The 21,466-nt window shown below is 42.1% G+C and carries 19 protein-coding genes and 1 tRNA gene; 10 read left to right on the forward strand and 10 right to left on the reverse strand.

The features are described from left to right. Positions 1 to 167 precede the first annotated feature (167 nt). Positions 168 to 479, reverse strand: coding sequence for a DUF6679 family protein (locus tag H6G32_RS21630; protein WP_190462002.1), 312 nt, complete (start codon positions 477 to 479; stop codon positions 168 to 170). Between the two features lie 214 nt (positions 480 to 693). After that, positions 694 to 858 carry a hypothetical protein gene (locus tag H6G32_RS21635; protein ID WP_190462004.1) on the reverse strand — a complete coding sequence of 55 codons (165 nt, stop codon included), beginning with the start codon at positions 856 to 858 and terminating at the stop codon, positions 694 to 696. A 77-nt stretch (positions 859 to 935) separates the two neighbouring features. On the opposite strand from H6G32_RS21635, the gene H6G32_RS21640 reads away from it, so the two are divergent. Further along, entirely contained in the window at positions 936 to 1,091 is a 156-nt protein-coding gene (locus H6G32_RS21640) for a hypothetical protein (protein ID WP_190462006.1), read from the forward strand. On the opposite strand, the gene H6G32_RS26885 is transcribed toward H6G32_RS21640, so the two are convergent. The 6 genes from H6G32_RS26885 to H6G32_RS21665 form a co-directional block, all read right to left on the reverse strand. Beyond that, positions 1,059 to 1,262, reverse strand: coding sequence for a hypothetical protein (locus H6G32_RS26885; protein ID WP_242046680.1), 204 nt, complete (start codon positions 1,260 to 1,262; stop codon positions 1,059 to 1,061). The genes H6G32_RS21640 and H6G32_RS26885 overlap by 33 nt on opposite strands. Before the next feature lie 317 nt (positions 1,263 to 1,579). Next, entirely contained in the window at positions 1,580 to 2,368 is a 789-nt protein-coding gene (locus H6G32_RS21645; protein ID WP_190462008.1) for a Nif3-like dinuclear metal center hexameric protein, read from the reverse strand. A gap of 139 nt (positions 2,369 to 2,507) precedes the next feature. Then, the gene (locus H6G32_RS21650) at positions 2,508 to 3,260 is read right to left on the reverse strand and encodes a hypothetical protein (protein WP_190462010.1); all 753 of its coding nucleotides are present in this window, start codon (positions 3,258 to 3,260) and stop codon (positions 2,508 to 2,510) included. Between the two features lie 382 nt (positions 3,261 to 3,642). Further along, positions 3,643 to 4,056 (reverse strand): secondary thiamine-phosphate synthase enzyme YjbQ, encoded by a 414-nt coding sequence (locus H6G32_RS21655; RefSeq protein WP_190462012.1) that lies wholly within the window; start codon positions 4,054 to 4,056, stop codon positions 3,643 to 3,645. 136 nt (positions 4,057 to 4,192) lie between these two features. Continuing rightward, on the reverse strand, positions 4,193 to 5,275 hold the full coding sequence (locus H6G32_RS21660; RefSeq protein WP_190462014.1) for a glycosyl transferase: 1,083 nt from the start codon (positions 5,273 to 5,275) through the stop codon (positions 4,193 to 4,195). 492 nt (positions 5,276 to 5,767) lie between these two features. Beyond that, entirely contained in the window at positions 5,768 to 6,931 is a 1,164-nt protein-coding gene (locus H6G32_RS21665) for an aminotransferase class V-fold PLP-dependent enzyme (protein WP_190462016.1), read from the reverse strand. 97 nt (positions 6,932 to 7,028) lie between these two features. Between H6G32_RS21665 and H6G32_RS21670 the strand changes: the two genes are divergently transcribed. The 6 genes from H6G32_RS21670 (at position 7,029) to gltX (ending at position 15,215) form a co-directional block, all read left to right on the forward strand. Beyond that, positions 7,029 to 8,471, forward strand: coding sequence for a TM0106 family RecB-like putative nuclease (locus H6G32_RS21670; RefSeq protein ID WP_190462018.1), 1,443 nt, complete (start codon positions 7,029 to 7,031; stop codon positions 8,469 to 8,471). 156 nt (positions 8,472 to 8,627) lie between these two features. Beyond that, positions 8,628 to 9,815: an esterase-like activity of phytase family protein gene (locus H6G32_RS21675; RefSeq protein WP_190462019.1), complete on the forward strand. Its 1,188-nt coding sequence runs from the start codon at positions 8,628 to 8,630 to the stop codon at positions 9,813 to 9,815. 446 nt (positions 9,816 to 10,261) lie between these two features. Beyond that, a complete protein-coding gene (locus H6G32_RS21680; protein WP_190462021.1) occupies positions 10,262 to 11,866 on the forward strand; it encodes a serine/threonine protein kinase in 1,605 nt (534 codons plus the stop codon). A 96-nt stretch (positions 11,867 to 11,962) separates the two neighbouring features. Further along, the gene (locus H6G32_RS21685; RefSeq protein WP_190462023.1) at positions 11,963 to 13,492 is read left to right on the forward strand and encodes a serine/threonine protein kinase; all 1,530 of its coding nucleotides are present in this window, start codon (positions 11,963 to 11,965) and stop codon (positions 13,490 to 13,492) included. 115 nt (positions 13,493 to 13,607) lie between these two features. Further along, positions 13,608 to 13,681, forward strand: a tRNA-Asp gene (locus tag H6G32_RS21690). An 88-nt stretch (positions 13,682 to 13,769) separates the two neighbouring features. Then, complete coding sequence (gene gltX, locus H6G32_RS21695) at positions 13,770 to 15,215, forward strand: glutamate--tRNA ligase (protein ID WP_190462025.1); 1,446 nt, start codon at positions 13,770 to 13,772, stop codon at positions 15,213 to 15,215. Positions 15,216 to 15,322: 107 nt separating this feature from the next. On the opposite strand, the gene H6G32_RS26890 is transcribed toward gltX, so the two are convergent. Then, entirely contained in the window at positions 15,323 to 15,526 is a 204-nt protein-coding gene (locus H6G32_RS26890; protein ID WP_242046681.1) for a hypothetical protein, read from the reverse strand. 61 nt (positions 15,527 to 15,587) lie between these two features. On the opposite strand from H6G32_RS26890, the gene H6G32_RS21700 reads away from it, so the two are divergent. The 3 genes from H6G32_RS21700 to ftsH2 all read left to right on the forward strand — a co-directional run bounded on the left by H6G32_RS21700 (position 15,588) and on the right by ftsH2 (position 19,892). After that, positions 15,588 to 16,871 (forward strand): RNA-guided endonuclease InsQ/TnpB family protein, encoded by a 1,284-nt coding sequence (locus tag H6G32_RS21700; protein ID WP_190462027.1) that lies wholly within the window; start codon positions 15,588 to 15,590, stop codon positions 16,869 to 16,871. Between the two features lie 152 nt (positions 16,872 to 17,023). Then, positions 17,024 to 17,518 (forward strand): hypothetical protein, encoded by a 495-nt coding sequence (locus H6G32_RS21705; RefSeq protein ID WP_190462051.1) that lies wholly within the window; start codon positions 17,024 to 17,026, stop codon positions 17,516 to 17,518. Positions 17,519 to 18,005: 487 nt separating this feature from the next. Next, the gene (gene ftsH2 / locus H6G32_RS21710) at positions 18,006 to 19,892 is read left to right on the forward strand and encodes an ATP-dependent zinc metalloprotease FtsH2 (protein WP_190462030.1); all 1,887 of its coding nucleotides are present in this window, start codon (positions 18,006 to 18,008) and stop codon (positions 19,890 to 19,892) included. Between the two features lie 130 nt (positions 19,893 to 20,022). On the opposite strand, the gene H6G32_RS21715 is transcribed toward ftsH2, so the two are convergent. Then, positions 20,023 to 21,333, reverse strand: coding sequence for an aminopeptidase P N-terminal domain-containing protein (locus H6G32_RS21715; protein WP_190462032.1), 1,311 nt, complete (start codon positions 21,331 to 21,333; stop codon positions 20,023 to 20,025). Positions 21,334 to 21,466: the final 133 nt, after the last annotated feature.

A 21,466-nucleotide genomic window follows, 5' to 3' on the forward strand; every position in this document is an offset into this window, starting at 1 on the left:
AGTTATGAGTGCTGAGTCCTGAGTGATACCCAATAAATAAATCTACTAGGTGATTTTGGGAGATTTTATACTGAGTGTATTTTTGAATTTATTCACTCAGCAATAATTACTTACTACTCAGCACTCTTGTGATGACTCAACACGCATAACTGGGTACTTAGCACTTATTAGTCTGGATTCGAGTCCGTGTAATGATTACGGATTCGCTCGGCTTCAGGACAATCTTCAGTCGTTAGAGGTTCTACATTACCGCGTGGCACTGAAGCTAATTTTTGCGTTACAGCGCCAATGCTTTCGAGACGAACCATTTCCTCCCAAGAACAAACCTCGTCCTCTTCATCTGTTTCATAGCGTAGGGTCACTAAATCCCCCTCGATATCGATAATGCGGGCACGCTCAATCCAGCGTTGCTGATCCCGCAAAAAAACACATACCTCCCGCCCGTCGCAACACAGTTGATAAATTTTGCGGTGTAGCATGTACTGCTTCTGCCTTTTTAAACAACGTAGTTAAACTTGTCAAAATTTGGGTCTTACCCTTGTAGATTACACCCTTAAGAGATCAAATTCATAGTTTAGAACCACTATCTGTCTTGACCCAATCCAACAACAGAGTTGTAATTGTCAGATATAGGGGAATCTTGGGTCATAAAATTGTGGTGACTGCGCCAGCTAAACTCAATCTCTTTCAGGGTTATTCTAGGAAAAATTCTACTTCGTAGAAGTCAAACAATTCAGGAGTTGTCCTATCCAGATTAATAGTTGTTGGTGAGTCCTTACTACCATCTTGTAATAAAAAGTACTCGAAAACAAGCGATGATTGCGGTTGTTTGAGTTGCCTACTTGTATTCATTGGCATTACTGGTAACTCTGGGGACTCGGCTTAACTTTTACCCCTAATGTATTTGATCTTAACTCATTCTCTGGCTGACCTTAATGGTTTTCGACAACAACACCAGAATAGTTTTGCGTTTAGGGTTGTTGCCTAAGGTGGCACGTCCGTCTTTCACCGACAACACACCGACAGAGCCACCTGTTGCTGGATTATCCGCAATATTTTTAGACTATGGGAAGTTGTATGAGCAGTTTTGAGGTCGCTTCTCGTTTAATTTTACCTGTACGAACTGCATCGTATAAGGCGTTAAGATCAGCCAAATCCTCTGGCTGATAGCACTTTGTGGTTAATACTTGATGAAGTAGACCCTCAGATTCAACACTAAGACATCCAGTTTGAAAAGCAGATTCAATTATTGTGCGAATCATGATAATTAGGGCATAGTAAGCAATTTGTTATTACCTAATAGTGTGGAACACTTTTACCCCTAACTACATTGACAGAGAACAGCCTATCTTAGTGATTCTCATTACCGTTTAATTGTGATCTAAATCACATTAGTCAGCGCAAGGAATCTAGATATTAAGCCACTTTGCTCATTTACTGATAAATAAACCATGTTAATTGTTACAGCAATAAGGCTAATCAATCAGTTGTAGGCATTGTGTTAATCTATACGACCAATATTCAGGATATCCAAAAAAAAAGCGTATTGAAATACAATAAATCCAAAGCCTCTACTGAACTAAGGAAAAAACTGGCGGAAATCTTCATCTTTTTGACTTAATTGCACCCAGTCTAAGTTGAGGGAATGAAATTTTTGTACCAAGCGATCGCAAGCAGGGCGTTCGGTAGCGTAATGTCCAGCGTCAATTAAAATCAGTCCACAATCGCGACTTTCTTGGAATTGATGGAACTTACAGTCAGAAGTCAGATAAGCTTGGGCGCCAGTTTTGGCTACTGCGCTGATAAAACTGGCTCCAGAACCACCCAAAACAGCAACTCGTGAAATTTTCTGCTGTAAGTCAGCATTTGGTGACAAAATCAAATGTGGTGGAGTCAGTCGGGTATGAATTGCCGTGAGTAATTCTTGTAATGTCATCAAAGGCTCTAGCACTCCCACCCGTCCATATCCTAACCCTGCTTGTGTCGGTATGATGGGAGTGACTTTCTGGAGTTCTAAAATCTGAGCTAAAACATCAGCAGTACCGTCCTGCACTTGGTCAAAATTCGTATGGGCGCTGTAGACAGCGATATTGTGGGTAAAGGCTAACCGGATCATTTCTGCGATCGCCGAACCACGACGCAGGGACTTGAGGGGGTTAAAAATCAGCGGATGATGGGCAAAAATCAAATTAGCACGAATGGCGATCGCTTCTTCCATTACCGCTAAAGTTGGAGTCAAGCACACTAATACCCGTGGGTTTTCCTCCAAAATTCCCGGCTCAACCTGCCAGCCACAATTATCCCAACTTTCACACCAAGCGGGATTTGCCCATTCCTCAAACCAGATAATTAAATCAGCAATTTTCATATATATTTAGATACAATTAGATACAAAAGTTTACAAAGTTCCCAATTCAAACCCCATTACTGTAAATCCATTATTTTTTATTCCCGTAGCGTGCCCCAGCCATAGATTGCATTTTAAATTTTCGATAGGAGCGATCATATCAATTTATCTGTTGCGGAATATTAAGTTCTAATGATAACTGTTCACGCATAGTCTGGAAAGGTTTATTCCATATAGGTTGAGTATTCCAATTCCAGACAGCAACCGGGATAAGTTGTTTTTGAGCAAGATAACTTAACAACCGATACTCATCCTCCGGTTCACGGGAGAAGCAGAAAGGATTGCGATAGCCTGTCTCAGACAGTTTATAAGATGTTGTAGACTGATTGAGGTTGATATTTTCTAAAATATCCTTTCCTTTAATGAGTAAATAATCCAAAAAAATCAGACTAAAAGGCTCTATATTCGCGCGAGTTTGTGGTTCCTTTTTTACCCATCTTGCCCATTCAAATCCATAAATAAAATCGTGAACATAGCGAAAGCGAATTTCTGTTTTAATTCCGCACAATTCAGTTATAAATACCATCTTTTCCCGAAAATTATCTAAAAATAAAACAGCGCCATCATCCTCTAATAAAGCTTGTTTAAGCATACTACTGACCATAAAATCAAAATCCCAGAAGATATTTTCTGGAAAATTTTCTAATTGGGCATGGATGATGATTTCTAGTGTCTCCCGCAGCTTTGTGATCAGTTGACTGTCGGTAGTTTGTTCAGCAATCAAATCGCCCAATTCAGCAAAACTGGTAGTTAAAGTTTTACAGGGATTAAGCGACAATAGATGAACAGAATGCTCAGACAGAATTTGATCAAGCGTCCAGAAACAATGAGTTGACACTGAGTTTTGCTTCATAGTCAGTCAAATTTTATCTAATAAAAAATATTTATCAGGAAGCAAAGGGTGTAATATCCCTACCTTACAGAAACGCCAAGGGTGTACCTCCAGATTTAGCTGGTGTTTGAGTCGGTGTTGAAATCCCCTTATGTAACCGTCTTGAATGAGATAATTTTGAATTTTCTAATTAGTTTATATCGAAGCTCATATACTTATTAAATAAAATCAAAAAAATTAACTTTAACTTCCCGAAAAAGCTAAATATTAATTTAATTCATGACTGATATAAATGTTTTTTTAGAGTATTTACACAGTTTAGACAGCAAACACAGGGCGGATATAATCCACGCAGTTACACTGATATTTAACCTTTAACTGTTAAGCAAACTTTCAGAAGTTACTACGCAGAAATGTGAACTACCAACTCTCTCACCTGACTATGGTGACGATGCTCCCAAATATAGATTCCTTGCCAAGTGCCTAGCACCAATTGACTGCGATTAACAGGAATGTGTTCCGAAGTGTGAGTTAAGGCTGTGCGAATGTGTGCTGGCATATCATCTGATCCTTCAGCATCATGGATGTATTGGCCAGATTCTGGCACGAGTTTGGCCATGAAGTTAGCTAGATCCACAAGTACATCGGGATCGGCGTTTTCTTGAATTACTAAACTGGCTGAGGTATGACGCAAAAATAAGGTACAAAGGCCAGTTTGTACCCCTGACTCGGCAACTATGGCGGCAATTTTGGGGGTGATGTTGTAAAAAGATTTGCCCGTTGTGGGAATTCTCAGTAATTTTTGGTAATGAGTCATTTGTAATGACAGTTAGTTCTATATATAGCTAAAGAGAGTGTTTGAGGTTAATGCTTGCCCATTTGTATTATATAGCCGTGAACTACCCACACTGACTTGGAGTACCAAATTCAGTGGGGGACTTACGGCGTAATAGTTAAAGGCTGCCAAAATATTGGATTACAGCATCAGCTATCGCTTCAATGCCATCAGAAGCAATTGCATTTTTGTGCTTTGGTGGTTGGGGTAACTCATGGAGAAAATCCCAAGTCCCTTGAAAAAACTCAGATGGGGTGAGGATTTGATGCTGGTTGTAATTAGCAATCCCTTCTAAGAGAACAGGTGCTTCGGCAAAGTCGTCACGGGGGATGGTAACGATAGGTACTTGCAATTTGGTAGCTTCTGCAAATGTGCTGTAACCAGGTTTAGAAAAGATTCGTCCACAAATGGGCATAAAATCCACAGGGCGGTATTGACGAGTTGTTACTTTCACTAAATTAGGTAATTCAGGTGCAGATTGGTCAAAAACAATAAATTGCCAATCGGCAAATTGCCGCAGGTTTTCGTAAGGAATTTGCTGCAAACCCAAACCGCCAAAGGTGAGTAAGATAGTTTTTTCTCTTTCTGCTGTTATTCCCCAAGTAGCGCGAACATCATCAGCAGGGAAACGGGGAGAACCACTGACTAAGCCGACATCTGTGATATTTGGAAAAGCCGACATCGGTTCGTGGAAAGGGAGACGAAATAAGCGATCGCATTTTGAGTACCAATCACTAATCCAATCAGCAATGGCTGTAAATTCCCCTCCCCAATCTCGGTATATAAAATCCCAGCCAAAATTACTCATCATCCAACAGGGAATATTTGCCGCTTTGGCAAACCCAGCCGCAAGAAAGGGAATATCCGCCAAGATCAGATTTACACGGTTTTGGCGGAGAAAATTCACCTCCGTTGCTATCAGCGAATTTTGCCGCTTTTGAATTTCTCGCAATTTTGCCAAGGTAGCTTCTTTATCCATTGTCAAGCTATCTGATTGCACCACACCCAAATCAAATGCCCGCTGACGCAGGACAAAATCGCCTTCTATATAGCACTCTAAGAACCACCTGGGGGCAGTAGTTACTAAAATTAACAGAACTTCTGGACACAATTTTTGAATTCTTGCGGCTAGTGATGCTGTACGGGTAGTATGACCAAAGCCGTGGTTAGTCATAGCTAAGTATAGAATTGGGCGTTCCATATTCAATTAATCACCCTCGTATAGCAATCCTAAATCATTTGTGATAGCGAACAATATACCCAACCTTTCTAAGAAGTCAGGGATTTGCAGCCCTTTGATTTTCACAAATGGAGCAATAAATTTGAATCCTAGAAGATTTTAATCAGCAGAGCGCAAAATTTCTACCTCAGCACCTTTATTAAATGCTGACAGCAGGATAATCAACCGATTTTTCTAAAAATCAATCTTCTCTGCTTCTATCTATTACATCATCAATTAAGCGTAAAATGTTAACCATTTCATCGCTTTTATAGCAGTGGCTAAGGCGGTTAGGACATTCTTAAAACCTCAAATTCAGTGATGACAAGGGTTTTACTTTTGCATGAGTGCAAGAGCGCCTTCTGCTATATCACATTTTACTTGGTAGCGCTTGTCTGCAAGATGGTTTTTAACATAATGCGAAACGCATTATGTTAATTTTTTTTGCCCTGAGAAAATCAAAAGCTTATTTCTCTAGATTTGGCAAAAATTTTGAATCACATCAACCAATTGGTTGATTTCTGATTCTAGAGTCAAGTAATGAAGACTGACGCGGATACAGTGAGGGTTAGCAATTGTCCGCGTTAATAACCCTTGTGACTCTAAAAATTGCACCAATTTGAGAGGCTGGTGATTAGTGAGTTGAAAGGAAACAATACCGCTTTGGGGTGGGGAAGTTCGCAAACATTTGACTTCGGGTAAAGCCGTCAACTTTTTCCAGAGATATTCACTATGGCGGCAAATTTGCTGATAACGTTCCTCTGCTGTTCCCCATTGCCGATGAATGGCGATCGCTTCCCTAAGACCAATATAAAGCGGATAAGCCAAGGTAGACACTTCGTATCTTCGCCCATCTAGTTGCCAACTCACAGGCTGTCCTTGACTATCGACGACAATACCATTCAAGCCGATAAACGTGGGTTTTAAACTTTCCCGTGTTTCTGGGCGAACATACAAACCACCGACACCCGCCGGGCCACATAACCACTTATGACCGGTGAAGGCATAAAAATCTACCCCTAATTCAGTTAAATTTAAAGGCAGAGCACCCGCTGATTGGGCAGCATCGACGAGTAGTAAGGAATGATTAGTTCTGCACACCTCAGCAATTTTGTCAAGAGGTAAAACTTGACCCGTATTCCAAAAAACATGACTTAAGACTACCAGGCGAGTATTAGGGCGCAAATGTTGGGCAATGACTGCCACAGGATCGGCCTCGTTTAAAGTTGCCATTAGGGGGCAAGTGGTAACTTCCACAGCAAACCTGCGTCCGATTTCTTGGGCGGTAGCAATTACCCCTGGGTGTTCGCAGTCAGAGAGTAGCAAATGGTCGCCAGTCCGCCACTCGATACCCCACATGGCAATATTACAGCCCACAGTCACATTTTCTGTGAGGGTAATGGCTGGGGTGGGGACATTCAACTCTAAAGCGATCGCCACTCTAGTAGCTTCTATCTGGGGTGCAATCCAGCGATATGCCTCAGAACCAAAGGGGCCAATCTGCTGGATGTAAGCTTGACTTTGGGTGATGGCATCCATTGCCCCTTGGGGCATCGGCCCTTGCCCTCCGTAGTTAAAATAAGTCTTATTAGCTAAAGCGGGAAATTGTTCTCGATGGCGATGCAACAACATAGTCATATCAATTTCAGATTTTGGATGGCTGTACTTTTAATTACAGTAACTTTAGTCATCTGAGTTACTGCCAGAGCGTCCTAATTATTGTTAATTTAAAAGGATGTTAATTAATGCTGAAATCCTACTGCAATATCAACGCTGTAAGCGGCGACCTTTTTTAGATACTCACGGTGACAAAAGCCAGCGAGATGCTCCCAATGAGCTGCTGCTAAAAGTGCAACAGGACAAAATCGCCCATCATCGGAGTGTTTTGGCACAGTTGACTTATCATCGACCAGATTATCCACGAGGAAACTGGCAAGCAGGCGCAGCAGCAACTTTAGAATTGATGGAACAAGGGGTTGAGTACATTCGTAAAGGAGTGTTACTAACCACTCATTATGAAGGATACACCTTGTTGAGTCGTCCCGATTTACTTGTGAAACAACCAGGAAGATCCTGCTTTGGCGATTGGATGTACGTTCCGGCGAATATTGAACTAGGTAAGCGTCCTAAACAGGAATACCAAGTTGTAGTTGCATTTCATGCCCAAGTTTTGGCAACAGTGCAGAAAGTCGCACCGGAAACAGCTTGGCTAATATTGCGTCATCAAGACGAGGGCTATGAAGTGGATTTAGCCAAATGGATTCCACAAATGCAGCAAATCCTGGAAGAATATACGCAAGTTATCAAGTCACCTGATGCGCCAGAGATATTTATTTCCCGTCAAAAGTGCAATCTCTGCCATTGGTACAATTATTGTTATGCGATCGCTCAATCTCAGCAACACCTGTCTCTCTTACCAGGTGTAACGCCAGTTCGTTACAATCAACTCCAAGCAATCTCCATCACCACACTAGAATCTCTCGCTAATACCAGTCCCCACACCCTAGAAAACCTGCCTGGTTTTCTCGGCGAAGTTGCACCCAAACTAATATTACAAGCCCAATCGACAGTAGAAAGACGCCCATTGATCTTACCGACAGCGCCACCAAAAAAAAGTCTCACATTCACAGCGCCGATAGAGCTTTATTTTGATATTGAAGCCCAGCCAGACTTAAATTTACATTATCTCTTAGGGGTTTTGGTCGTTGACAGGCAAGCTAACACAGAACAGTTTTATTCTTTTTTGGCAGAAAAACCAGCAGACGAAGCCTTAATTTGGCAACAATTTCTAGATTTAGTTTCCCAATATCCCAAAGCCCCAATTTATCATTTTTGTGTTTACGAATTTGATACAGTCAAACGGCTAGCCAAGCTTTATCACACACCTGACACCGCTGTGCATCCCATCTTAAATCGATTTGTAGATGTATATGAACAATTAATTCAAAGTGTGGCCTTACCAGTAGAAAGCTATGCCTTAAAAGCAATCGCCCGTTGGATAGGGTTTCAGTGGCGTGACAAAGAAGCTAGTGGTGCTAAGTGTATCTACTGGTATGATCAGTGGCTAGAAACAGGCGATCGCACCTTACTAGAAATTATCCAACGCTACAACGAAGACGACTGCCGCGCCACACGCAACGTCAAAGACTGGCTAGTAAACTTTTTCCAAGACCCATAGCTATTGATGTCAGTGTTTTCATTATCATGGTAATTCTGAGCTCACCCCTTACCCATAAACTATTAGCAATGCAGATAACACAAGCATTATTTCCCTATCTCCTAAGTGGAGATTTTTATTTAATCAGTCATTTTCACACTTCAGTAACAAGTCTCTATGCAGCTAATCAAAAAAGTCTTAAAATTCCCACTAATTATTTACTTTAGTATTCCCATTCTAATTATCAGTCTCTTCTTTTTTATCAATTTAGACTCCATACCTGTTACCGTCAGTGGCATTGAGTTTATTGGACAAGCGACCTTACCCACAGGATTATCTTTTCAAAAAACTGAATTGGGAGGACTATCTGGAATTACTTACGACGTCAAACAAGACGTTTATTATCTAATTTCCGATGACCGGGGACAAAAAGCTCCCGCCCGATTTTATACCCTAAAAATTGACCTGAGCAAAGGTTACCTCGACAATAGCGGAGTTATTCCCCTTGGTGTAACCAAACTATTAAACGAAAATAGCCAGACTTATCCCCCTGAGACAAGTGATACAGAAGGTATTGCCTTGACTAGCAAAGCAACTGTATTCATTTCTTCAGAAGGAGATGTTAAGAAATTAATTAATCCTTTCATTAAAGAATTCTCCCTAGCTACTGGCAAAGAAATCACAAACCTGCCAATTCCTAATAAATTTTTACCAAATAAAAGTGGTCAGCAAGGTATCCGTAACAATTTAGCCTTTGAAAGCCTCACTATCACACCAGATAAAAAGTCTTTATTCACAGCCACCGAAAACGCTCTAATTCAAGATGGCCCAGCAGCCAAAGCAAACACTGGTACTCCTTGCCGCATTTTGCAATACAACTTACTCACCCAAAAGCCTGAAAAAGAATTTCTTTACCAAACAGAACCAATCACACCTATTTTTAATCTTCCTGGCAAGTTTGCTAGTGGATTACCTGATTTAATTTCCCTTGATAATCAAGGAACCTTCCTCAGCTTAGAACGGTCTTTTACAGGTTTAGGCTTGACTATTTACCTGTTTCAGATTTCCCTAAAAGGAGCCGATGATATTCACAATATTGATAGCCTTTTGACTACTGACTCCACCAAGATCAAACCAGTTCAGAAAAAAATGCTGTTAGATTTGCGAACCCTAGAAGTGTTACTAGATAACATCGAAGGCTTAACCCTTGGTTCCAAGCTACCAGATGGACAACCCTCATTAATCCTAGTCAGCGATAACAATTTCAATTTCCTGCAACGCACCCAAATACTAGCCTTTAAACTCAAAATTGAACCACCACTGATCAGCTTCTTACGTCATCTGATACCGAAAAGTAACAACTAACTACCACTAGGGATTGGCTATTGCTTACGGGAAACTATTTTTCCTTGTACCCAAAAGCCATAGCCATCGTATCTTTACGTTTATTTACGGCTACAACCAGGCAAATCAATCCAGATTACTTGTATCTCTAGTATAATTACTTATAGGCTTCTATTTATAAATATGTTACACAAGAATTAAGATATTTTCCCTAGGCAGAAACCCTAATTTTTTAAGAAGTACACTTTTTTGTATTGCATTTCATCTGAAAATAATTTGAGGACTAATTGAGATAGTTGGATCTCACAAAATATTATCCACTAACCTTTGCAAAATGCAAAATAGTAAGAGATCATTAATGTCCGGAAATAATTAATATTTGGATAAGCAAAACAATAGTAAATTTTCTCTAAAGCCAAATTTAATTAAGCATTTTTCATGGTAAAGAACCATAATAAAAATATTTCATGCCACCAAACAAAGTTCAGAATATGGACAGGCAAAAAGCTGAGTTAGACATTTACATTGGAAAACTCTTAAACAATCGTTATTTAATCAAAGATTTAATTGGCAAAGGGGGAATGGGTAGGGTTTACCTAGCAGAAGATGTAGCCAAAGGTGGCTTGCGAGTCGCAGTTAAAATTCTCTTGCTGAATCTGATAAATCAGCATATGTCACAACGCTTTGGCAGAGAAATTTTTATTGGTGCTCAATTGGGTCGAAAAAGTAAAAATATTGTCCGCGTGTTGAGTTATGGGGTTACTGAAGAAAAAGTTCCCTTTTATGTAATGGAATATCTCGAAGGTAAAAACCTAAAACAAATTCTCAGAATCCAGCCTTTAACGATATCCAAATTTTTAGATATTTGTCAGCAAATCTGTTTAGGTTTACAGTGTGCTCACCAAGGTATCAGCCTGAAAGGAGAGATTTATCCTGTTGTTCACAGGGATATTAAACCAGAAAATATATTTATTAACGATAATGCCAAAAAATCTGAGGTGGTGAAAATTCTCGATTTTGGTATTGCTAAGTTTTTAACAGAGCGCAGTGGGATGACGCTGACTGATTCTTTTATCGGGAGTTTACCTTACTCTTCGCCAGAACACATGGAAGGACGTAAGCTGTTGGATGTGCGCTCTGATATTTACAGTTTGGGAGTGCTGATGTTTGAAATGCTAATAGGAAAACATCCATTCCAACTTACAAGTAATTCCTTTGGTAGTTGGTATCAGGCGCACCGTTTTCAAGTTCCACCTACCTTTGCAGAAGTTAATCCCCTAGTCAAAATTCCGCAGGAATTACAAAAATTAGTAATAAATTGTTTAGCCAAGGAGGTACGCGATCGCCCCCAAAATATGGGACAAATTTTAGAAATATTAGCTCATATTAATGAGCAGCTTGATGATGAACCTCTGATTAGTAATAGCAATGAATGTTTGCTTCCATCTCCAGTGCAATTAGTTCCTGTAACGACATTTTCAGAAAAAGAGTGTTTGCAGAAGACTTGGCCTAAGAATAAACCGGTTGCAACCATTGGGTTTCCCCATTTATTACATACTCCACAAGGTACAATACCAACTTTTTGGGCTATGTTACCCAAAGCAGAAATTGCCAAATTTTTAGATAAAACACATAGTACTGAATTTCTGACTAAAATGGACTTGTACCCAATGGTATTGTGGGTAACAGTGCTATATGATGACCAGTTTTCTTTGACAAGATGGCTATCTTATTTTTTAGATATCAAAGACAATAAAGGGCAAAAAGTAACCCATACTTTAGCAGAAATAGGCTACTATCATATATTATTTTTTGCTCTAGAAGAACCGACTACCTGCCACCAGGTGATGACTTTTAGTCTCACAGCTAGCCAGCGCCAGCAACTCGCAGATTGTTTAGATGTGAGTCAAAAAACAACTGAACTAATTTTGCCAACTCAAGCCAAAACTATTCTGAAAATAGAATATGAAAAACTGAAGTTAGAAGTTAACCAAAGATTAACTACACCTCATAAAAAAGAAGCAATAGGTTTAAAAGGTTGGATAACTAAATTATTTGATAATTTGTTTTAATTTTTATTATATCCAGCAAATTCTATATGGGCGAAGAAAAATTTATCGGTTAAAATTTTATTTCTGAATTGCATAACTTAGTAGAGGCAATCAAAAGTGAATACAAGCCCATTTTCATCTCCAAGAAGCAGTACGGAATTGCTTGCCAACCGTTATCAACTTAAGCAGTTAATTGGCAGGGGTGGCATGGGTGAAGTTTTTTTAGCAAATGATGTTTTGTTAGGAGGAATACCAGTCGCCATCAAGTTTTTGTCTCAGACTATGTCAGATGCCAAGTTGCAAGAGAACTTTGCTCGTGAAGCTCAGATGAGTGCCGCTTTGAGTCAAAAGAGCCTACATATCGTGCGGGCTTACGATTACGGCTTGAGTGAAAATGGCAAACCGTTCTATGTGATGGAATATCTATGTGGCAAGAGTTTAAAGGATTTAATTCCTCTGTCTTTGCCCATGTTTATGACTCTCTCTCGCCAGATTTGTTTAGGCTTGCAGTGTGCTCATCAAGGGATGAATATTGATGGCAACATTTATCCGCTAGTTCATAGAGATATTAAACCTGCCAATATCTTAGTTATCCCTGATCCGATATTGGGGCAGTTAGTCAAAATTTTAGACTTTGGGATTGCGAAATTCTTAAATTACAAAGCGGTAGTCAGCACGAACAAAGGATTTAATGGTACTTTGCCCTACTGTTCGCCAGAACAACTTGAAGGGGGAGAATTAGACAGTCGCTCTGATATTTATAGTTTAGGTGTGATGATGTTTGAGATGCTCACAGGCGAAAAACCCTGGCAACCAGAGACGGACTACTTTGGCGCTTGGTATAAAGCACATCACTTTGAACCGCCACGAGCGATCGCCGATGTCAATCCCAATCTTAAACTACCTCAACAGCTAAATGATTTAATCATGGCTTGTCTGGCTAAACAAGCCAGCAATCGTCCGCAAAATATCGCCAAAATTCTCCAAATTTTGGAAAGTGTTTCCAATTCTATCAGTCTGACTTTACCCACCAGTTCAGCAGCCAAATCCACCTCTAGCAGTTCTTTATCTTCTGGTTTACTAACGAAAATCGAAGAAACCTGTAGGCAACTTACATGGCCCCAAGATAAACCCATTCAGGAAATTGTGTTTCCCCAGCTTCTAGACACCAACCCAGGATCTATACCTGCACTATGGTTGATGTTGCCTGAGCAAGAAATCAAGAACCGGGCCCTTTCTATCCGTCATAACCAGTTTATCTTTGTCACATCCCCCCATCCCATGCTGTTATGGGTAACAGTACTCTACAGTCGGGAACTAGGCCCTAAATGGCTACCCTGTTACCTAGATATGCAAAATTCCCAGAATCAGAGACTTGTGTGGACATTGGTGGAAAATGAACGCTACCCCTTGATTTTCTTTACTATGGAAGCACCCCACTCCTGCGCCAACGTTCTCAGTAGTCGCATCGCTTCAGCACAGCAGCAAATATTAAAAACTTGGGTAAAACAGAGTCAGAAACTACCACCCTCTTCTGCGCCCCAGTTGAGCAAAAATCTGTTAAAGCAACAATATAAACAGATGCAATTCCAGATATTGCAGAATCTGGAATCTAAGGCGCAAACTATAGCGACAAAACCAATTTAAGATGCTATGATGGCGTAGAGGCAGCAAGAGACATGGAAAAAATCTTTAAATCTCAGCCTCCGAACTACTTGACAAGTAGAAAAAAAGCAGCGATAATGGCAAAGTTGCCAACTGAGGGACTGTAGTTCAATTGGTTAGAGCACCGCCCTGTCACGGCGGAAGTTGCGGGTTCGAGCCCCGTCAGTCCCGTTCTAAGTTATGAGTCCTGAATCCTGAGTGTTATTATCTTAGATTCAGGATTCTTGGCGTAAATATTTTGTGAAAGAGAGAATTAACTGTGACTGTTAGAGTCCGTATTGCTCCGAGTCCAACGGGGAATTTACATATTGGTACAGCGAGAACGGCTGTATTTAACTGGTTGTTTGCCCGTCACCACGGCGGGAAGTTCATTTTGCGAATTGAGGATACAGATTTAGAGCGATCGCGTCCTGAATATACCGATAATATTGTGGAAGGACTGCGCTGGCTGGGTTTGAACTGGGATGAAGGGCCATTTTTTCAATCCCAACGCCTGGAGCTTTATAAAGTAGCAGTACAACAACTACTAGACCGGGGATTTGCCTACCGTTGCTATACCACCTCTGAAGAACTAGAGGCCATGCGGGAAGCTCAAAAAGCTAAGGGCGAAGCTCCCCGCTATGACAACCGCCACCGCCATCTTACCCCAGAACAACAGGCGGCTTTTGAAGCCGAAGGTCGCTCTTCTGTGATTCGCTTTAAAATTGAAGATGAGCGGGAAATTGTCTGGAATGACCTAGTACGGGGCAAAATGTCTTGGAAAGGTAGCGATTTGGGTGGTGATATGGTGATCGCCCGCGCCTCTGGAGACGGTATTGGGCAACCACTGTACAACTTTGTGGTTGTGGTAGATGACATTGATATGCAAATCAGCCATGTCATCCGCGGAGAAGACCATATAGCCAACACGGGTAAGCAAATTTTGCTGTATGAAGCAATGGGAGCCAAAATCCCAGAGTTTGCTCATACACCGCTGATTTTGAACATGGAAGGGCGCAAGCTTTCTAAACGGGATGGCGTCACTTCCATTTCTGACTTTCAGAAAATGGGCTTCACCGCCGAAGGCTTGGTAAATTATATGACTTTGCTGGGTTGGTCGCCCCCAGACTCAACTCAGGAAATATTCACCTTAGAAGCAGCAGCTAAGGAATTTAGCTTTGAGCGTGTTAATAAAGCGGGGGCTAAGTTTGACTGGGCAAAACTGGATTGGTTAAACAGCCAATATCTCCACAGTATGCCGGTAGATAAACTCACAGATTTACTCATACCTTACTGGGAAGCGGCTGGGTATAATTTTGCTGGTGGAAGAGAGCGTCCTTGGTTAGAGCAGCTAGTCACATTACTGAGCGCCAGTCTGACTCGGTTGGTGGATGCTGTGGCTATGAGCAAACTGTTTTTTAGCGATGAGGTGGAATTTAGCGAAGAAGGAAATACACAACTTCAGCAAGCTGGTTCGGCTGCGGTGCTTGAGGGTGTTCTCACAGCTTTGGCAGATCAACCCCAATTGTCAGCAGACACCGCCCAAAACATTATTAAGCAGGTGGTGAAAGAGCAAAATGTGAAAAAAGGCTTGGTAATGCGATCGCTCCGAGCAGCTTTAACTGGAGACGTCCATGGCCCCGACCTGATCCAATCCTGGCTCTTATTAAATCAGATTGGTTTAGATAAACAGCGATTGAGTCAAGCAGCCGCAGCAGCCAATTAGCGCTGAATTGCCAGTTTAGCTATTTCGCCGTAAGCCTCCCACTGAAACGGTACGACCTTCTGTGGTGAGATATAAGGCGGTTAAAAATAACGCGACCTCCGACCAATTCAATCCGCAGGATTGACAGGAAGGGGGTCAGCGTTATTTTTAACCCTCTCTGTTTCGACTCCGCTCAACACAAGTAGATTTGGCAGTCTATCAACCCAGTCTTCTACTATCTGCGTGACTGTTTTATCTTTCATTACAGCATAAGAGCGAAGTTTGTTCAATCTACGTTCAGACATCCTGACATTTAATCTAGTAGTTTTCATATTTGTCTACCCGTTGTTGTCACTTTATTGTATTATAGTCTTGATGGTTGAGGATAAACAAGTGAGGACAGCGTACCAATACAAGCTACGACCAACAGCAAAACAAGCCATAGAGATAGACAGATGGCTGGCTATGCTATGCGCTCAGTACAACTATCTGTTGGCTGATAGATTTGATTGGTATGAGCGTAATCGTTCATCGATTAATGCCTGTCCTCTTGTCTGCCATATACCAGAATTGCGGGATAACCCAGACTATTATTCACAAAAGAAAACGCTACCGCATCTGAAAAAAACTCATCCTTGGTACGGTGAAATTTACTCGCAGGTTCTACAGGACATAGTTAAACGAGTGAAGGTGACATTTGACCGTTTTTTAAAAGGTGATAGCAATGGCAAACGTAGTGGTAAGCCGAGATTTAAGCCCCGTGACCGTTATCGCACATTTACATATCCACAGATGAAAGATGGGTGTTTGCCCTCCGGGTTCGGCAGTTCCCCATCGCCGGAAACCGCCAAGACGGGGACTGCCTCACAAGGTAATTTAATAACTTTACCAATGTTCGGCATAGTTAAAGTTATCTTGCATCGCCCAATACCTGACGGATTTAAAATTAAAACCGCATCAGTAACAAAAAAAGCTGATGGTTATTATTTGACCTTGAGTCTTGAAGATACGACAGTCCCGAATATTAAGCCTGATTTCAATGCGGATTTAATCACGGGTATCGACCTTGGCTTAAAGGAATTTTTGACAACTGCCAATGGTGATGTTGTCCCAATCCCTCAGCATTACCGTAAATCTCAAAAGCGATTGCGCGTCATTCAAAAGCGTGTTTCGCGTCGTAAAAAAGGCAGTAATCGGCGCAAAAAAGCTATCAAGCAAGTTGCCAAACAACACAAAAAAGTAGCTGATAAGCGCAAAGACTTTCACTTTAAAACTGCCAATAATCTCCTGAAAAAATATGACGTTGTAGTTCACGAAGATTTAAACGTCAAAGGTCTTTCTAGTTCGATGCTAGCAAGATCTGTGCATGATGCTGGATGGTCAAGCTTCCTGTCAATTCTAACAACCAAAGCCGAAAATGCTGGGTTATTGGTAATCGCAGTGAATCCATCAGGTACGTCACAATATTGTTCTAATTGTGGTGTGAAAGTTCCTAAAAAACTGCATGAACGCTGGCACGATTGCCCTAATTGTGGGTGCAGTCTTGACCGTGATCATAATGCAGCGTTGAATATAAAAAATAGAGCGGTAGGGCATTCCGTTCTTAAAGCCAAGAGCCTCCTAAGCAATAGCCGGATTGTCTTGGAAGCCTACACTTACTGCGAAGCAGAAGTGTAGGAGTATGTCACGGGTATACATTCATGTGCCCCTATTTATCATCCAAATTTTCCCAGGGTAAATCTAAAATAGGTAGTTAATTTCTCTCATGTTGGGAACTTGGCGTGTAATATTCATGTCATCATGGATACCTAGGAATGAATGTAATTACAATGCCGAAAAAAGCGCTCAATAGAGGGATAAGATTATCGTTCATGATAGTTACGCTCTTCATCACATCGATGATTAGTGCCATTGCTGATGCTCAAGAAGCACCACCAATATTTGGAGATATCACTATCAACCAGAAATTTTCCCCAGACCCCCTGACAGTTCGCGGGATGAGTGGTGGCTCAGTTCCTGGGAAAAAAGTGGCTGGCAGAGCTGAAACAGCTACCGGCCCTTGTACTGGATTTGTTGATCAAGCACCAGATCATAAACTGCAACTAACCAGTAAATTTGACTACCTAAAGCTGCAAGTAGAAAGCCCTGAAGACACTATCATCATCATTAAGGGGCCTGGGGGTACTTGGTGCAATGACGATTTTCAGGGCAAAAATCCTGGCATTGTTGGTGAATGGCTGAAGGGAACTTACCAAATTTGGGTCGGTTCCTACAAAAAGGGCAAGTATTTCCCTTACACACTAAAAATTACAGAAGTGAAGTAGGGGATGGGAGTGCTGAGGAGCCAGTGCTTTGATCGGCCCCATAGACTTGTTAGCGTAGTCACGGGAGCAAGAAGCAGCCCCTGGCGTTGTTAAGTAGGGGAGATGAGGAAGGTATTTCTCCGGTGACTTTCTCTGGTTCCTCTGCTCTCTTCAGCAGCCTAGTTTTTTTTTGTAATGAAATATTGTATGAGAATTAAGTTAAATTTAGTTAAGATTATTGATAGGCGTCATAAATCTACCGTAAGAGCTTTATGGCTCTATGGCGATCCATGACCAGATATCAAATTAAACAAAATGGATTTATAAACATCCGTTACACAGCATGGTGGCTCAAAGACAAGGATTAAGCATGGAGGATAAAAAAGTCTGACCAACCGGACATCATAGCCATTTGGTCAAAATGAGGAATTTTATACTTCATACTTCATCCTGAGTATTTGGTTGCTAAAGCTGATGAATTTTACTGGCATCTAGAGGCAAATAAAAGATGAAATTCTCTTGGAGAGTCGTAGCACTCTGGTCTGTGCTTGCTTTGGTAATTGGCTTTTTCTTCTGGCAAGGGGCATTTGCTGGTGCGCCTGCGGACATGAGTAAGAATGCAGCCAATACCCGCATGACTTATGGTCGTTTTTTGGAATACTTGGACGCTGATCGCGTTTCCAATGTGGATCTTTACGACGGCGGTAGGACAGCAATTGTCGAAGCTGCGGATCAAGACATTGAAAATCGTGTCCAACGGTGGCGAGTAGATCTGCCTGCTAACGCTCCTGAGTTAATCAACAAACTCAAAGAAAAAAACGTGAGTTTTGATGCCCATCCGATGCGGAATGATGGGGCTATCTGGGGACTTTTGGGCAATTTGGTATTTCCAGTTTTATTGATTACTGGGCTGTTCTTTTTGTTCCGTCGTTCTAACAACCTCCCTGGTGGGCCAGGCCAAGCGATGAATTTTGGCAAATCCAAAGCTCGCTTTCAAATGGAAGCTAAAACCGGAGTTAAATTTGACGACGTAGCAGGGATTGAAGAAGCGAAGGAAGAACTGCAAGAAGTCGTTACTTTCCTCAAACAGCCAGAAAGATTTACTGCCGTTGGCGCACGTATTCCCAAAGGAGTGCTGTTAGTTGGCCCTCCAGGAACTGGTAAAACTTTACTCGCAAAAGCGATCGCTGGGGAAGCTGGTGTACCTTTCTTCAGTATTTCTGGTTCAGAATTTGTAGAAATGTTCGTCGGTGTGGGTGCTTCCCGCGTCCGCGACTTGTTTAAGAAAGCTAAAGACAACGCCCCCTGTATCATCTTTATTGATGAAATTGACGCTGTAGGTAGACAACGGGGTGCTGGTATTGGTGGCGGTAATGATGAGAGAGAACAAACTCTCAACCAACTGCTCACCGAAATGGACGGTTTTGAAGGCAACACAGGGATTATTATTATTGCTGCCACCAACCGCCCCGACGTACTAGACTCAGCATTGTTGCGTCCCGGACGCTTTGACCGCCAGGTAACTGTTGATGCGCCGGATATTAAGGGACGCTTGGAAATCTTAGGTGTCCATGCTCGAAATAAGAAATTAGATCCTAGCGTTTCTTTGGAAGCGATCGCCCGGCGTACCCCCGGATTCACTGGCGCTGATTTGGCTAACTTGCTCAACGAAGCAGCTATTCTCACAGCCAGAAGACGGAAAGAAGCTATCACCCTTGGCGAAATTGATGACGCTGTGGATCGGGTAGTTGCGGGGATGGAAGGTACTCCCTTGGTAGATAGCAAGAGCAAGCGCTTGATTGCATACCATGAAGTTGGACACGCCTTGGTAGGTACTTTGATCAAAGACCATGACCCTGTACAAAAGGTAACTTTGATTCCTCGTGGACAGGCTCAAGGTTTGACATGGTTTACCCCCAATGAAGAACAGGGTTTAATTTCCCGTTCTCAGTTGAAGGCCCGGATTACTGGTGCTTTAGGTGGTCGCGCCGCTGAAGAGGTGATTTTTGGAGCTGCGGAAGTGACAACGGGCGCTGGTGGCGACTTGCAGCAGTTGTCAGGCATGGCACGGCAGATGGTGACTCGGTTCGGAATGTCCACTTTAGGGCCACTGTCACTGGAAAGCCAACAGGGAGAAGTGTTCTTGGTCCGTGACTGGACAACCCGATCTGAGTATTCTGATGCGATCGCTTCCCGCATCGATGGCCAAGTTCGACAAATTGTCGAAGAGTGCTATGACTTAGCTAAGAAGCTTGTTCGTGACAATCGTACTGTCACTGATCGCTTAGTAGATTTGCTGATCGAAAAAGAAACCATTGACGGCGCAGAATTCCGGCAAATTGTGGCTGAGTACACTGAAGTACCTGAAAAAACCCAGTTTGTACCTACTCTGTAAGCTTTGAATTAATCGTGAAAATTGACTGGGGATGGATTTTACCATCCCCCTTTTTTTAGTTCCCTTTTTTAACAACAAGATCCCCGACTTCTCTAAGAAGTCGGGGATCTGAAACCCTTGAAGACCCTGGTTACCTTTCTACTTCATTTACTGCTTTAGGAACTCCTGCTGTTAACACTTCATTTCCGTCAGGTGTAACTAACACATCATCCTCAATGCGAATCCCAATCCCCACCCAACGGGGGTCAATTTCTGGTTGATCTTCTGCTGGTTTGGTATCTGGAACAATATAAAGTCCTGGTTCTATTGTCAGCACTTGGCCAGATTGCAAAAGTTGCGGTTTATCTTCACCATGTTGGTAAAGACCGACATCATGAACATCTAAACCTAACCAATGACTGGTACGGTGCATATAAAATGGTTTGTATTTTTCTTCTTCAATTAATTTGTCGATTTCTCCTTTGAGAATGCCAATTTCAACTAAGCCTTCTGTGAGGACGCGCACGGCTGTATCATGGGGTGCTGTAAAGGGGTTGCCTGGTTGCACTTGGGCGATCGCTTTTTCCTGGGCTTCTAAGACAATTTCATACAGAATCTTCTGCTCTGGGGTAAACTTACCATTGACGGGAAATGTCCGGGTAATATCGGAGTTGTAATAGCCGTAGGCACAACCTGCATCAATCAGCAGCAAGTCTTGATCCTGCATCTGGCAATTATTTTCGATGTAGTGCAGGACGCAGGCATTAGCACCAGCAGCCACAATTGAAGGATAAGCTGGGCCCATGCCACCCCGCAGCCGAAAGATGTGTTCTATCTCCGCTTGAATTTCGTACTCATAACGTCCTGGTGCGGTGATTTTCAGGGCGTGATTGTGTGCTTCAGTAGCGATCGCCACCGCTTGCCGCATCAAGTCTAACTCAGCTTGGCTTTTAATCAGTCTCATGCTGTGCAATATGGGGCCAGTATCTTCAATGGCAATTGGCCCGGTACCGCGTTTGGGATAAGTCCGCAGTAAACCTTGGTAATGTCCCAGAATGTTGTCATTGAAAGGGCGATCGCGTCCCAAGTGATAGTAAATGCGATCGCACTTTTCCAAATACTGCGGCAACTTTTCATCCAACTCAGCAATCGGGTAAGCTGCATCTGCACCATAAATTTCCTTCGCTGCATCTACCCCACAGCGATAACCACTCCACACTTCCTTCTCTCTATCCTTCGGTTGGACAAACAGCACAAACCGATGTTCTGGGTGATGTGGGGCTAATACTGCCACTGTCTGGGGTTCGTTAAAGCCAGTCAGGTAGAAAAAATCGCTCTCTTGGCGATAAACATACTCGACATCGTTGTGCATCACTGCCATTGGCGCACTGCGAAAAATGGCTGTACCATTGCCAATTTTTGCCATTAACTGCTCACGACGTTGCCGATATTCTGCTTGCATAGCTAATCTATTTTTGAAACTATTGTGTTATTTTACACTTTTGCTCACTAGGGACTGCACAGATTATGTCTCTGAGTAGTTGCTAATTCTAAGTTATTCTAGCCAATATTTATTTCACCCCAAGTTATAAATT

The organism is Cylindrospermum sp. FACHB-282 (assembly GCF_014697195.1).
GTDB lineage: Bacteria > Cyanobacteriota > Cyanobacteriia > Cyanobacteriales > Nostocaceae > Cylindrospermum.